The sequence below is a fragment of the Acetobacter estunensis genome, assembly GCF_011516945.1.
Classification (GTDB): domain Bacteria; phylum Pseudomonadota; class Alphaproteobacteria; order Acetobacterales; family Acetobacteraceae; genus Acetobacter; species Acetobacter estunensis.
Genome location: NZ_WOTH01000019.1, coordinates 1 through 15,077, shown reverse-complemented (window position 1 = coordinate 15,077; position 15,077 = coordinate 1). Strand labels below are relative to the sequence as shown.

At 61.0% G+C, this 15,077-nt stretch carries 11 protein-coding genes; 9 read left to right on the top strand and 2 right to left on the bottom strand.

Annotation, left to right across the window (positions count from 1 at the left end):
• Positions 1 to 22 precede the first annotated feature (22 nt).
• From cydD to glpK, 7 genes are all read left to right on the top strand, one after another.
• Positions 23 to 1,744, top strand: coding sequence for a thiol reductant ABC exporter subunit CydD (cydD, locus tag GOB87_RS09955; protein WP_166316022.1), 1,722 nt, complete (start codon positions 23 to 25; stop codon positions 1,742 to 1,744).
• Positions 1,741 to 3,435: a thiol reductant ABC exporter subunit CydC gene (gene cydC, locus GOB87_RS09950; RefSeq protein WP_166316019.1), complete on the top strand. Its 1,695-nt coding sequence runs from the start codon at positions 1,741 to 1,743 to the stop codon at positions 3,433 to 3,435. The genes cydD and cydC overlap by 4 nt, the downstream gene beginning before the upstream one ends.
• A 73-nt stretch (positions 3,436 to 3,508) precedes the next feature.
• The gene (recQ, locus tag GOB87_RS09945) at positions 3,509 to 5,365 is read left to right on the top strand and encodes a DNA helicase RecQ (protein WP_166316121.1); all 1,857 of its coding nucleotides are present in this window, start codon (positions 3,509 to 3,511) and stop codon (positions 5,363 to 5,365) included.
• A 29-nt stretch (positions 5,366 to 5,394) separates the two neighbouring features.
• Complete coding sequence (locus GOB87_RS09940; RefSeq protein ID WP_166316016.1) at positions 5,395 to 6,165, top strand: DeoR/GlpR family DNA-binding transcription regulator; 771 nt, start codon at positions 5,395 to 5,397, stop codon at positions 6,163 to 6,165.
• Between the two features lie 108 nt (positions 6,166 to 6,273).
• A complete protein-coding gene (gene glpD, locus GOB87_RS09935) occupies positions 6,274 to 7,797 on the top strand; it encodes a glycerol-3-phosphate dehydrogenase (protein WP_166316118.1) in 1,524 nt (507 codons plus the stop codon).
• A gap of 38 nt (positions 7,798 to 7,835) precedes the next feature.
• Entirely contained in the window at positions 7,836 to 8,663 is an 828-nt protein-coding gene (locus GOB87_RS09930; protein WP_166316013.1) for an MIP/aquaporin family protein, read from the top strand.
• Between the two features lie 19 nt (positions 8,664 to 8,682).
• On the top strand, positions 8,683 to 10,173 hold the full coding sequence (glpK, locus tag GOB87_RS09925; protein WP_166316010.1) for a glycerol kinase GlpK: 1,491 nt from the start codon (positions 8,683 to 8,685) through the stop codon (positions 10,171 to 10,173).
• Between the two features lie 530 nt (positions 10,174 to 10,703).
• Here glpK and GOB87_RS09920 read toward each other — a convergent pair.
• The gene (locus tag GOB87_RS09920) at positions 10,704 to 12,146 is read right to left on the bottom strand and encodes a DUF2252 domain-containing protein (protein ID WP_166316007.1); all 1,443 of its coding nucleotides are present in this window, start codon (positions 12,144 to 12,146) and stop codon (positions 10,704 to 10,706) included.
• Positions 12,147 to 12,326: 180 nt separating this feature from the next.
• On the opposite strand from GOB87_RS09920, the gene GOB87_RS09915 reads away from it, so the two are divergent.
• On the top strand, positions 12,327 to 13,415 hold the full coding sequence (locus GOB87_RS09915) for an LLM class flavin-dependent oxidoreductase (protein ID WP_166316004.1): 1,089 nt from the start codon (positions 12,327 to 12,329) through the stop codon (positions 13,413 to 13,415).
• Between the two features lie 30 nt (positions 13,416 to 13,445).
• Positions 13,446 to 14,270: an NADPH-dependent oxidoreductase gene (locus GOB87_RS09910; protein WP_166316001.1), complete on the top strand. Its 825-nt coding sequence runs from the start codon at positions 13,446 to 13,448 to the stop codon at positions 14,268 to 14,270.
• Positions 14,271 to 14,320: 50 nt separating this feature from the next.
• Here the strand turns inward: GOB87_RS09910 and GOB87_RS09905 are convergent.
• On the bottom strand, positions 14,321 to 15,077 hold a 757-nt coding region (locus GOB87_RS09905), incomplete at its 5' end, for a carbohydrate porin (protein WP_166315998.1).

The window sequence follows — 15,077 nt, the reverse complement described above, 5'->3', positions numbered from 1 at the left end:
GACTGTCAGGTATAGGGGCGGCATGAGTGAGAGCAAGGCGGCAATCAAAGCTTGGACTGGTGCGCAGCGGCGTATGGGCCTGCGTTCGGCCCGCCCTTCCATCCTGATCGGGTTGGCAACAGGACTGATCGGGGCGTTTCAGATGTGGTGCATCGCCTGTCTGCTTGGCCCGGTGCTGAGCGGACTGGTCGGGCAGGCATCTCAGAGCACGCCTCCGGCCTGGCCGCTCATCGGTTTCGCGGTGGCCGCCTGCGTGCGGATTGTTCTTGGAATTGTCGGGGAGACCGCGAGCGCGCGTGCGGGCCGCGTGGCCCGCAGCCGTCTGCGTCGTGAAGTGTTGACGACCTTTGTCGGTAACGGCCCAGCCATTCTGCGTCACGCCCATAGCGGTGCGCTTGCCGCTCTCGTGGTGGACCGGATCGAATCTCTGGATGGTTATTTCACCCGTTGGGCACCTGCCTCTGTGCTGTGGATTGCCGTTCCGTTCTGCCTGTTGCTTGTTACCTTGTGTGTGCAGCCTCATGCGGCCCTGATTCTGGGTATTTGCGGGGCGGCGGTACCCTTCGCGCAGGCCGCGTTCGGGATCGGGGCGGCTGTGGCGTCCCGCAATCAGTTTCTTGCCATGACCCGTCTTCAGGCGCGGTTTCTGGACCGTGTGCGGGGCATTGCCACCATTGTGCTCTCGGGGCGTACGGAAGACGAGGCGACACGTCTTCAGGCGGCCGCGGATGAGTTGCGGCAGCGTACGATGAAAATTCTGCGCGTGGCATTTCTTTCATCGGCTTCCATCGACTGCGCCATGGTTGTGGCATTGATCCTGATCGCGCTGACGGATGGACGCCACGCTGCGCTCATGGCGCAGGGCGGCGATACGGGCGCATTCCGTCACCTCGTCACGGACAGTCTTTTTGCGTTGCTCATTGTGCCGGAGTTCTTCGCGCCTCTCCGCTCGCTTGCGCTGGCGTATCAGGATCGTGCGCTCGTGCAGGGTGCTGCAGAAGATGTGCTGGCTCTTCCCGAGGCACCACAGCCAGCGCAAGGGCAGACCGTCCGCTCGGTGGAAGCGCATGGCATAACCATCGCGTTCGAAAACGTGTCCTTCACATGGGATGAAGCCCGTGGCCCCGCGCTGGATCACGTCTCCTTCGTGGCGCCTGCGGGAGAGACGCTGATCCTTGCCGGACCGTCTGGCTCGGGCAAGTCCACGATCATGGAACTGCTGCTGGGCTTTGTGAAACCAGAGTCCGGTCGCATCACCTTCAATGGTGCGGACATGCAGACCATCGTGCCGGACGCACTCGCACGCATGATTTCGTGGATCGGTCAGAAACCGGTGCTGTTTGCCGGTTCGCTGCGTGAGAACATTCTCTTCGCCCGACCGGACGCAACAGAGGAGGAACTCGCGGCGGCTGTACACGCGGCGGCCGTGGACCGTTTTCTCGACGTGTTGCCCGATGGGCTGGAAACCATGATCGGAGAAGGGGGATTCGGTCTCTCAGGCGGGCAGGCCCAGCGCATCGCCATTGCGCGCGCCTATCTCCGCAACGCCCCCATTCTGCTGCTGGATGAGCCGACGGCGCATCTCGACCCCACGACAGAAGCCGACGTGTTTGAAAGCCTGATCCGTCTCACACTCCGACGCACCGTAATCCTCGCGAGCCACTCCACCGCCGTGCACATGTTCCATGGGCGTCGTGTGGATCTTTCGCATGGGCATGTCAGCGTCTGTCAGGAAAGCGCATGAGTTCGTCCCTGTCGCATCGCCCCGATCAGGAAAAGGCGGATCGCGCCGCCCTGATGCGCATCATCGAGGTGTGGAAGCCGCATGCGGGACGTCTGATCGTTGGACTTGTCCTGTCGCTGCTGGCGGTCATCGCGGGGCTGGCCCTCATGAGCGGAGCGGGTCTGCGTTTCGCGGGAACCGTGATCGGCGTGACGGTGGTGACGACGCTGGCCCTGCGCGTTTTCGGCGTCAGCCGTATCGTGCTGCGTTATGCCGAGCGGTTGTATGCCCATGATGCGATGTTCCGGGCACTCGCGACACTCCGTGTGTGGTTTTTCCGCTCTCTGGCGAAAGGTGCGGCGGCGGGGCTCGGCTTTCGTCGGGCGGGCGATCTGCTCTCGCGTCTCGTCAATGACGTGGAGACGCTGGACGGGCTTTATCTTCGGCTTCTGCTGCCTCTGGCGGGCGCAATCCTCACATTTCCTGTCCTTGTGGTGGCGTTGTCGCGGGCCAATGCCCTGCTGGCTGTTCTGATTGGTTGCCTCTTCGCCATTTCGGCTTTTTTCGTGCCGCTGGCCGCAGCCCGTCTCAGTCGTCGCGAGGGGGCAGCGCTGGCCCATGCACAGGCTGCTTTGCGTGTGGGTGTCCTCGATCTGGTGAGCGGCATGCGCGAAATCCGCGTTTTCGGTGCCGGGCCGCGCATGCTGGACCGGGTTAGTCTTGCCAATGACCGCCTGCTCGCCCGTCAGAAACATCAGTCGCGCCGGCTCGCGCTGGTGGGTGGGGTTTCGCAGCTCTGCACGCAGACAGCCGTTCTCCTGTTGTTGGCTGCCATTGCCGGTATCGGTTTCGACCGCATTGCGCCGGTCGAGGGCGTGGGGTTGCTGTTCCTGACGCTCACGGCGTTCGAGGGGGCGGGAAGCCTTGCGCGCGCAGGTATGCTGGCGGGCAATATGGGGGCGGCTGCCCAGCGTGTGGTCGCTGTGGCGGATGAGCATCCGGTGCCACACCAATCGGTTCCGGTTGCCACCGCCATGCCTCAGACCTTCGATGTCCTCTACGATCATGTCGGCTTCCGCTGGCGGGAGGATCGCCCTTGGGTCTACGAGGATTTCTCGCTCGATATTCCCGCAGGTTCGCGTGTGGCGCTCCTTGGTCCTTCGGGAGCGGGCAAGTCCACGCTGGCCGCTCTTCTGCTCAAGGCGGTTTATCCCCAGAAGGGACGTATTCTGTTGGGCGGTGTGGATATTGCGGCACTCCCCGATGAGTGGGTGCGCAGGCATGTCGCGTGGCTCTCGCAGGCGACGCATCTGTTCGATGACACTATCCGCAACAACCTTCTTCTCGGTGCGCCGGAGGCGAGCGAGGAGGCGTTGTGGACGGCCCTGGATGAGGCAGCCATTGGCGATTTCATCCGCACGCTGCCCGATGGACTCGATACGTGGCTGGGCGAGGGCGGCGTGAAGGTTTCAGGCGGTCAGGGACGCCGCATCGCACTGGCGCGCACACTGCTTTCGGACGCACCCATACTTGTGCTCGATGAACCCGCGACAGGGCTCGATGCGCAGACGGAGCAGGATTTCTTCCTCACTCTCAACCGCGTAGCCACAGGTCGGACGGTCATTCTGATCGCGCATCGCCTGACAGGTGTGGAGCATCTTGATCGGGTGTGGCGCATTGCGGGTGGAGTTGCGACTGCCGCCACGGCATGATGCGGTGATGCTGGAAGACGATCCTCCGTTCTCTCCTGAGGACGAGCCACCTCCGTTTGAACCGCTTGATGAGATGTTCCCGTCCGCATCCGATAGCGAGCGGGATCGTTTCGTGGGCCTCAGCCCGACAGAGGTTCTCGCGCGCGTCTTCGGCTTTCCGGCGTTTCGGGGGCTTCAGGAGCAGGCGGTCGATCGTGTCATGGCGGGGGAGGACACGCTTGTTCTCATGCCCACCGGCGGCGGTAAGAGCGTGTGCTATCAGGTTCCGGCTCTGTGCCGTACCGGAATGGGGCTCGTCGTCTCCCCGTTGATCGCGCTGATGGACGATCAGGTGGCGGCGTTGCGCCAGCTTGGCATCAATGCCGCTGCTCTTCATTCCGAACTGGATGGAGATGAGGCCAGTCGTATTCGCAGCGATCTGTTCGCGGGACGGATCGACCTGCTTTATGTCTCGCCTGAGCGGCTGCTGTCTCCCGGCACGCTGGACCGTCTCTCGCGACAGACCATTTCAGTTATCGCCATTGATGAAGCGCACTGCATCTCGGCGTGGGGGCATGAGTTCCGCCCGGAATATCGCGCGCTTCAGACACTGCCGCAGCATTTCCCGAGCGTCCCTCGTATAGCGCTCACGGCTACGGCGGATCCGCGCACGCGCGACGATATCCTCACGGCTCTCGCCATGCCTGAGGCACGCGTGCTTTCGGCCAGTTTTCACCGACCCAACCTGATGATCTCGGCTCGTCCCAAGGGCGGTGAGATGAAGCAGCTTGTGCAGGTGCTCGACCGGCATCGTGACGATGCTTCCATCGTGTACTGCGGTTCTCGTGCCCGGACGGAACGCATCGCGGCCTCTTTGCGCGAGAAGGGCTATCCGGCCTGCGCCTTTCACGCCGGGCTTGCGCCAATGGAGAAACGCGCGGCCCTTCATCGCTTCCGTTCGGGCGAACCGATCGTAATGGTGGCGACCATCGCCTTCGGGATGGGGATCGACCGGCCCGATGTGCGGGCTGTGGTGCATCTGGACATGCCAGCCTCACCCGAGGCGTATTATCAGCAGATCGGTCGCGCGGGCCGCGATGGCCTGCCCGCCGATGTTCTGCTGCTCTATGGCGGCGAGGACATGAGCCGCGCGCGTTACTGGCTGGACCAGTCCAATGCGCCGGAGAGTGAAAAACGGGTCATGCGTTCCCGGCTGGAGGCGATGATCGCCTTTACCGAAAGCACATCATGCCGCACGCGCGCTCTGTTGGCGTGCTTCGCGGAGACGATGCGCGAGCCGTGCGGCCATTGCGACAACTGCCTTCAGCCGGTGCCGACATTCGACGGCACCGAAGCGGCGCGTAAAGTGCTTTCAGCGGTCTATCGCACAGGTCAACGCTACGGGATGGTGCATGTCATCTCGGTGTTGCGGGCAAAGCTGTCTGACAATATCTCACGCGCGGGGCATGATCGGTTGTCCGTGTGGGGGATTGGCAAGGACCATAGCGAGAACTTCTGGCGAAGCGTCATGCGCCAGCTCATCGCGCGGGGCGCGCTTATGCCCGGCAACGAGCACGGGGGGCTGCGTCTGAATGGCGATGTCGCGCGCCCGATCCTGCGTGATGAAGAGAAGGTGGAGCTGCGCGAGGACGCACTGATCGCGGAAAAAGGCGCGCGCTCGGGCGGGCAGGGCGATTCGATTGTGGATCAACTGACAGATGAGGCGCGCGAGCGCTTCCTTGCCCTCAAGAAATGGCGGCTGACGGAGGCGCGGGAGCAGGAAATCCCGCCCTATGTCATTTTCCATGACGCCACTTTGCGCGACATCGCACTCGAATGTCCTGACACCCTTGATCAGTTGGGTGATGTGCGTGGCGTGGGGGGGTCCAAGCTCACACGTTACGGGGATGCAGTTCTGGAAGTGCTGGCCGACATCGGGGCTGCCCGGTGACGGGAGGCGCGGATGTTTCACGCACGCAGATGCGTCATCAGGCGATCATAGCTGCGGTCCGCAAGCAGGGTTATGCGTCGCATGAAGAACTGGCACGGCACTTCGATGTCGCCGTGCAGACCATCCGGCGCGACATTCGCATACTGGACGCGGCAGGGGATGTGGTGCGTCACCATGGCGGTGCCAGCGCACCGTCTTCCGTCGAGAACATCGCTTATTCCCAGAGACAGATTCACACCCGGCGTGAAAAGGAAGCCATCGGTGCCAGCGCGGCGCGGGCGGTGCCGGATGGTGCGTCGCTGTTCATCAACATTGGGACTACGACCGAGGCGTTTGCGCGGGCGTTGAGCGGACACCGAGGGCTTCAGGTCATCACCAACAACTTGCATGTGGCCTCTCTTCTGGCCGGTGGGGCGGATTGCCGTGTGGTGGTGACGGGCGGCACCGTACGGATGCGGGATGGCGGCATTCTGGGGCCGGATTCGCTGGAGATGCTGGCGCGGTATCGCGCCGATTACGGCGTGATCGGCATCAGCGGCATCGATGGGGACGGCACTCTTCTGGACTACGATCAGGAGGAAATTCGCGCCTCCGAGTTGATCCGCGCCAACTCGCGCAAGGTGTTTCTGCTGGCCGATCACACAAAGTTTGGCAGACGGCCATTGGTGCGAGCAGGCAGCATCGTGGGCGTGGATGTGTTTTTCACGGACCGCAGGCCGCCTGAGCCGATCTGCGATCTGCTGGCCGAGCATGGGGTGGAACTGGTGATTGCGGATATGAATGTTCGGAAGCGAACATAATGTGGTCAGGTCGCCATAATTTTCCGGCAGGTATCTTGGTGTTGCCAAGAGCCATGATGTTCGGATACGAAAACAGACATGACATTCCACGAACGTGAGACAGAACCGATGAACACGGCAGCTTCAGGCGACACTTCCACCGTATATGACCTGCTGATCGTCGGCGGCGGTGTGAACGGCACCGGCATTGCCCGCGATGCGGCGGGACGCGGCGCGTCCGTGCTGCTGGTGGAGCAGGACGATCTGGCCAGCTACACCTCATCGTCGAGCACCAAGCTGATCCATGGCGGTCTGCGCTATCTTGAATATTACGAGTTCCGCCTTGTGCGGGAGGCATTGATTGAGCGTGATCGCCTGCTGGCGATTGCGCCGCACATCATGTGGCCGCTGCGCTTTGTGCTGCCCCACACGCCCGAGCAGCGTCCGGCATGGATGATCCGGTTGGGCCTGTTCCTCTACGATCATCTCGCGCCGAACATGAAGCTGCCGAAGTCGCGCGGGATCGATCTGCGCACACATTCGGCCGGCAAGCCGCTGCAGGACCGCTACGACAAGGGGTTCGTCTATTCCGATGGCTGGGTGCAGGACAGCCGTCTTGTGGTGCTCAACGCCATGGACGCCTCCCAGCGTGGGGCGGAGATCCGCACGCGTACCCGCCTCACGGCTGCTCGCCGTGTGAACAGTGTGTGGGAGGCCCAGATTGAGGATATGGTGAGCGGCGGGACCAGCACCGTGCGGGCCAAGGGCGTTGTGAACGCCGCCGGTCCGTGGGTGGCAAAGCTGCTGGCCAATCAGCTCGATCTGCCGAACTCCAAGTCCGTCCGTCTGGTGAAAGGCAGCCATATCGTGGTGCCGCAGATCTTCGACGGCCCGCAGTGCTACATTTTCCAGAACCCGGACAAGCGCATCGTCTTTGCCATTCCCTATGAGCAGAAGTTCACGCTCATCGGCACAACGGATGTGACATGGAAGGAAGAGCCGGGTCTGGTCGAGATTTCACCCGAAGAGGTGAAATATCTCTGTGAGAGCGTAAACCGTTATTTCAACAAGGAAGTGAAGCCGTCCGATGCCGTGTGGAGCTACGCTGGCCTGCGTCCGCTTTATGACGATGCCGCCGCCAACGCCTCTGCCGTGACACGCGATTACGTGCTGGATCTGGACAATACGGACGGCGCTCCGCTTCTGTCGATCTTCGGTGGCAAGATCACGACATTCCGCAAACTGTCCGAGCACGCGCTTGAGAAGCTTGCGCCTGTGTTGCCGGCAGTGGCGGGTCATTCCTGGACGGCGGATGCCGCTCTTCCGGGTGGTGATCTGGGGTCGGGCGGTTTTGAGGCGGCGCTAAACCGTTTCCGCGCGACCGCACCTTTCCTGCCGCTTCAGCTTGCGTGGCGCCTGATGCGGATGTACGGCACCCGGGCTTACGATATCGTGGGTAATGCAAAGGAGCTTGCCGATCTGGGAGAAGATCTGGGTGCGGGCATGACCACCGCCGAGGTGGACTACCTCATCGAGAACGAATGGGCGCGCGCACCGGAAGACGTGCTGTGGCGTCGCTCGAAAATCGGTCTGCATATGACACAAGCGGAGCGTGATCGCCTCGCGGAGTATGTGCATAAGAAAGTCGGCTGACCGACCGACATAACCAACGGGTAAGAGCAAGAAAAACAATGACAGCCCGAAACCGGTTTATTGGCGAACTGATCGCCGAGTGCATTGCGGTCTTCATCATCGTCCTGCTGGGCGATTCCGTGGCTGCGATGTACGCACTCTATGACCCAAGCCCTTACAAGAACGCCTATTGGGGCGTGTGCATCGTCTGGGGGCTTGGTGTCACACTCGCCATTCACATCACGGGAGCCGTCTCCGGCACACATGCCAATCCGGCTGTGACGCTGGCTTTGGCTATCTATCGCGGCTTTTCGTGGAAGAAAGTGGCCCCCTACATGGCAGCACAGATCGCAGGTGGCGTTATTGGCGCGTCCGCGGTCTATGCACTGTTCCAGCCGGTGATCCTGCACTATGCGGCAGCGCATGGCATGGATTTCTGGAACGATGGGGCGGCAGCGGGCGTTTTCTTCACTCATCCCGGTGAATATGTGACGCCTCTGCACTCGCTGCTCGTACAGACCATCCTGACGGGTCTGCTCGTGTTCGGCATCTTTGCCATTACGTGCGAGTACAACACGATGGCCCCGCAGGCGAACGGTGGCGCGTTGATTATTGGTCTGCTTGTCGCAGCTATCGGCGCGTCTGCGGGTTATCTCGATGCGTGGGCCATCAATCCGGCGCGCGACTTCGGTCCGCGCCTGTTCTGTTTCCTGACCGGGTGGGGACCGTCCGCGATCCCGTCTCCGGGCAATTACTGGTGGGTGCCCATCGTTGGGCCGCTTGCGGGCGGCGTGATCGGCGCGGGGCTTTACCAGTATCTCCTGCGGCCCTTCATGCCGCGTGCCGCCGTGGCGGACATTCCCGTCACACATCCTTCATCCGTCTGACCGCCAGGAGCGCGCCGTCATGATCAAACAGGATCGTATCCTGGCCATCGACCAGGGCACCACGTCCACCCGCAGCATCGTCTTCGATGTCAATGGACGCGAGCTTTCCGTCGCCCGTCAGGAGTTTCCTCAGTACTATCCCAGTCAGGGCTGGGTCGAGCATGATCCTGAAGATATCTGGCGTGACGCGCTTAGCACGGCGCAGGAAGCTGTGGAGCGTTCGGGCGGTGTGGACCGGATCGCGGCCATCGGCATCACCAACCAGCGTGAGACCATCGTGGTGTGGGATCGCGCTACGGGTAAGCCAATCCACAACGCCATTGTCTGGCAGGATCGCCGCACGGCCAAACTGTGCGCGGAACTGAAGGAACAGGGCCATGAAAAGCTGGTGACAGAGCGCACCGGTCTTCTGCTCGACCCGTATTTCTCGGCCACCAAATTGGCGTGGATTCTCGACAATGTGGAGGGCGCGCGTGCCCGTGCCGAGAAAGGGGAACTGGCGTTCGGCACGATCGACAGCTTCCTGCTGTGGCGTCTGACAGACGGTGCGGTTCACGCAACGGATGTGACCAACGCCTGCCGCACGCTGCTGTTCGATATTCATCGTCAACAATGGGATGACGATCTGCTCAAGCTGTTCCGTGTTCCGGCGGCGCTCCTGCCGGAAGTGAAGGACAGCAGCGGCGTGTTCGGTGAGTCCACACCCGATCTGTTCGGTCGTCCGGTTCCCATTGCGGGTATTGCCGGAGACCAGCAGGCGGCCGTGGTGGGCCAGACCTGTTTCAAGCCGGGCACAGCGAAGGCGACCTATGGCACAGGATGCTTCGTGCTGCTGAACACGGGCGAGAAGCCGGTCGTATCCCGTAACCGGATGCTGACCACGATTGCGTATCGTGTGAAGGGCAAGACGGCCTACGCTCTGGAAGGTTCGATCTTTGTGGCGGGTGCGGCCATCAAATGGCTGCGCGATGGGCTGCACCTCATCACGCATGCGTCCCAGACGGACGATATGGCGACGCGCATTCCCAACAGCCACGGTGTTTATATGGTGCCGGGTTTCGTGGGACTGGGCGCTCCGCATTGGGAGCCGGATGTGCGCGGCCTGATCTGCGGTCTGACTCTGGATGCGACCGAAGCGCATATTGCTCGTGCCGCGCTGGAATCGGTGGCGTATCAGACGATGGATCTTGTGGCCGCCATGACGCAGGACGGTGGTGGCACGACCAGCACGTTGCGCGTGGATGGCGGCATGTCGGCCAATGACTGGTTTTGCCAGTTCCTTGCCGACATGCTTCAGGCTCGCGTGGAACGGCCTCGTCAGATCGAGACGACTGCGCTCGGAGCCTCTTTCCTTGCCGGTGTGGGCGTGGGACTGTGGAACAGCCTCGATGATGTCGCAGCAGACTGGGAACTGGGGGCTCTGTTCGAACCGAAGATGGATCTGACGGAGCGCCGGACGATGATCGACGGCTGGCATCTGGCTGTGCGCCGGGCGCTTGTGAAGGCGTAAACTGTCCGAAGAGACTGAAAAACCCCGACATATCGCAGGATGTGTCGGGTTTTTTTATGTTCTATGTTTGGCTGTTATTGAGTGCCTCGAAATGAAGCCGCTTTTTTCCGAAACCCAGAAGAACCGATTTTTGTGAAATTGTATGACTGGCGATGGAGTGTTCAAACTCTCATGCTGGTATGCCGTTCAGGATTGATGAACGCAGGTCTGCTCCGGGCAGGTCTTGGTTCTCTCGAAAGGAGAGAGCAAGGTGAAATCTTTAAAAACGGTTGGTATCGTCGGTGTTTTGCTGGTTTTGACGGCCTGTCACCATCGCAGGCATCCGCATGAGGGGCCACAAGACTATAATTACCGTCATAGCCATTGGTATGACAGTTCATCACATGACGCGGGCCGCCCCCCGCCGGATCGGGGGTCGATACCCTATCTTCCCTGAAGTATGACAGATTTTTCAGGAAAGATGGTGACGTCTTTCCAAACCTGATGCGAGCCGTGGCAAGAGGTCGCCTGAAGCAAAGAGGGCTTTCTTTTCAGGTCAATGACGGGCTTTTTTTGCCTGTAGCGCTTTTCCCGGTGGTGGAGGCGACGAAATGCTGCCAGTCCTGCCGGGTCTGTTGAGCATATGCCACAGAAAAATCTGCGATTGCGTCCGCAAAAGCGCTGCCCTTGCCGGCATAGGCCGAGATGGTGACGGGATCACCGGAACGGGCATGGACCCGGGCAAGAACCCGGCCACATAGGCGCGCATAATCTTCCAGCCCGTCCTGAGCGAAATCGGCGCCAATGGCGGCCAGTCGTGTGTCCTTGACCCGACGAACGTAGAATTGTCGTTCTTCATCGTTGGGAACGGGAGAGGAGGAATCTGCCGGTGTGATGGTGGCAGGGTTGTGCGGTGCGTCGTCAGGGCTGTCCGTCCAGCCAAGAAAGGAGTCCGAAACCGCCTGCATGATGCGTTGGCCGGTGACGACACGTTTGCCCTGATTGTGGAAAGGCGATTTTCCGCTGACATATGGTGTAAGAACGGAGGCCTGTGCTTCCTTGATCTGGAGCAGAAGCGGTTCATTGTCCGCTGTGGTGAAGAGACCGATGGCGCAGAACGTGCCCACGCTGCCGATCCCGACGACTTTGAAAATGACATCGCGCAACGTGTAACAGTTCAGCAGCGCCAGACGTTCCTGCGGCTGTGTGGCGATATACCGGGCGAAGGCGGCGCGGATGGCCGTGTCCTGCTCCGGTAGGCGCATCGTCAAAGGAGGGCTCTCTCGCAGAGACGGTGCGTTGCTATCGTCCGAGATCAGGCCAAAGGCGTTTCGGGTGCTGTCGAGACGTTGCTTGAGCAGGGTCTCCACCCGGTGCCGCGTCTTGGGATTTTCAAAATGCTCTATCGCGCTTTGAAGATCGACACGGTTGACCCATACCTGAAGCGGACTCAGTCGGGAAAGACGCGCCATTTCCGTGCAGTAGGTTTGTGCCATGATGTTCGCAAGCGACTGCGCGCCCCGGTCGGCAAGACCCGTTTCGGCACCCGCGAGAATGAGCGAGGTGCCGAGGCGCTTGATGTCCCACTCAAAAGGCGCGCGAAGCGTTTCATCGAAGTCGTTGATGTCGAAAACCGGGATGCCTTCTGGCGAGGCATAACTGCCGAAATTGGCGAGGTGACAATCTCCACAGGCCTGAACGGTGGGGCCGCTTGCCGGTGTGTGAGCAAGGTCGGCGGCCATGACAATGGCGGCGCCTCGAAGAAAGGCGAACGGAGACGCCCGCATACGCTCGTAACGAACGGGGATAAGGCTCGGGATACGAAGTCGGCTCTGCTGGTTGAGAAGAGACAGCGGATCGACACGCTCTTTGGGAGGCGACCATTGCGCGTGTGATGAGCGGGGAACGGAGCGTCGAAGCGCCTGTCCTCGTTCCCTACGTGCGGCGCGCGGGAGGAGAACAGCAGGGGAGGCGGGAATGGAGGACGTTGTCATGGTGGGATTATGCAGAAGTCCGGCTGTTTGTCAGTTCTGACAGATTGCCTTTGATATTTTTCCTTCATGCGGTGGAACTCTCCATTTTTCTATGACTCTCACTTGACCATAATTCGCATGACGCTCGGCCATGCTCTCGCTCACTCTGACGATCTGATCGAAGATAAGTGGAGCAGCAAAATGCCTGTCAATTTCATTGGTTATATCGGTTTCAACAATACGTCCGAGATTCATGCAGGCACACGTAGCCGCGCGCTGGATACGCAATATGTGCGCGATGCGCTGGATGTGCAGGAAAAAGGCGGTTTTGACCGTGTGCTGATCCCGTTTGGTTCGAATTCCCCCGAGAGCCAGATTGTCGCGGCTTATGGGGCCGCCCTGACCATGCGGCTCGGGTTTCTTGTGGCGCACCGTCCGGGCTTCACCCAGCCCACGTTGGCGGCGCGTCAACTCGCCACACTGGATCAGCTTTCGCGTGGACGAGTGGCCGTGCATATCATCACGGGCGGCGCAGATTCCGAAATGGCGCGGGACGGAGATGTCGGGACGACCAAAGCAGAGCGTTACGCTCGCAGTGACGAATATCTCGACATTCTGAGACAGGAATGGACGGCTCGCACGCCGTTCGATCATGACGGAAAATTCTATCACATCCGTCAGGCATTCAGTTCTCTGCATCCGCAGAACCTGCCGGTCTTTTTCGGAGGTACATCACCGGAAGCCATCGAGGTCGCGGGCCGTCACGCGGATGTTTACGCGACATGGGGAGAGTCGCTGGATGCCACGCGCGACGTCGTAACACGGGTCCGGGCGGCGGCGGCCAGACACGGTCGCAGGATCGGTTTTTCCCTCTCATTGCGTCCCGTTATTGCGGACACAGAAGCAGTTGCGTGGAAACGGGCGGCCGAGATTGAGGAGCAGGTTCGTGCCAACCGGGAGGCGGAAGGGCTGCCTATCACCGGGCACCGGCCGCCCAACGATGGCTCTCTCCGTCTTCTGGAAACGGCGAAGCGGAATCGTCAGGACACACGTCTGTGGACAGGCGTAGCCGCATTGACAGGGGCAGCCGGCAATTCCACCGGCCTTGTCGGCACTCCTGAACAGGTGGCAGAGAGTCTGCTGGATTACTATCGTCTCGGGATCGACAATTTCCTGATCCGTGGTTTTGAACCGCTGGAGGACGCCCGGCGTTACGGTGAGCAACTTATCCCGCTGGTGCGCGAGCGTGTGGCGGCACTGGATGCGCAGCCTGAGCGTCAGGCTGGATGAAAGTAGGAAAAAGCAGGAAGAGGAACGCTCATGACATCGCCGGACGTCGCTCACGCATGGCATCTCAGATATGGGTCCGAGACGTCCGTGCCTGTCGAGACTCTCGATCCGGTCACGCGTGGTCTGCTGGCGCATCGGTCCGTCCGCTCGTTTTCGGACCGATCGCTGCCGGTCGACACGATTGAAACGGCCATTGCCGCGGCGCAGTCAGCGTCTTCTTCTTCCAATCTCCAGATATGGAGCGTCATTGCCGTCGAGGACAGCGCCCGCAAGGAGCGTCTGTCGCGATTGGCGGGCGATCAGGCGCACATTCGACAAGCACCGCTCCTGCTGGTCTGGGTGGTTGATCTGGGCCGGTTGCGGCGTATTGCCGAGCGGGAGGGGGCACCGTCAGAGGGGCTGGATTACCTTGATACGTTGCTCGTGGGCATCAGCGATGCGGGCATAGCCGCTCAGAATGCCGTTGTGTCGCTGGAGGCCTCTGGGCTGGGCATCGTCTATCTCGGGGCGCTTCGCAACAACACGCCTGAAGTGGCGAAAGAACTTGGCTTGCCCCCATTGGTGACCGTGGCGTTCGGTCTGGCTGTCGGTTACCCCGATCCGGTCGTGACGACGCACGTCAAGCCAAGATTTCCGCAATCGGTGGTGCTGCATCGTGAGCGCTACACCACGACGGACGAGGAAGCTGGCGTGCGGCGTTACGATGAAGTGTATGCGGACTTTCAGAAGCGACAGGGATTGCCGGAGCGGAGTTGGACATCCACTGTCGTGCAGCGGATCGGCAAGCCGTCTGCCCTGCATGGACGCGAGCATCAGCGCACCGTTCTTGAGGAATCTGGATTTAAACTGAAGTAGGAAGCCATTTCTTCCCACTACCGAGTGGAGTGGGAAGAAATGGACTCGCCTCAGAAATTGATGGAGGAATGGAGTCCGAAGATGGCTTCGTCGCGGACGCGGCGGAGGTGCGAGGAACCGTAATCCTGCACGCCGCCGCCGGGACGCCAGACATACTGGAAGTCCGGCTGGATGACCCACCAGGGCATGACCTGCGCCTGATAGGTCAACTCGATATGGTTCTCGTTACGCTGGACGATGGAGCCGGAGTTGCGGTCATAGCGGCGCTGTCCGTAAGTCGGTCGGCCGATGCCCCAGCCCAGACCCAGCGTGTCGTTGTCGCGTCCCTTGAACGGCGCCTTGAGGTTGACGCCAGCATCGACCGCGAAACTGATCAGGTTGCGGTCGCCGCCATTGCCCGTGACGCGTGCGAACACGCCCAGAGATTGCGGTGAATCGGCCGCAGGCCGCCAGACCATCTGATCGATGATTCCGTAAACCATCCAGTTGCCACGCTTCCATTTCGGAATGCCTGTGGTGTCGGAGGAACTGCCCAGAGGCTGGCCCATGTTGTTGCGCAGATAGCTGGGGAAGCGTGCGGTGTCGTAATAGCCGCCGAGCTTGTAGACGCCGGGCAGTCCCTCGGTCTTGTGGCCGTGTCCGTCATCGGAGCCACCGATGGAGGTGGCGTATTGCAGTTCGGTGATGAGCAGCGCGCCGGTGCCCATGTTGAAGTTGGCGCCGTTCTCGTTGTTCGTATTCTGGTTGGTGGGATCGGCCGAGTTGCCGCCGTTCTGGATGCCGAACGAGTTGTTCTTGTTGCCCGGC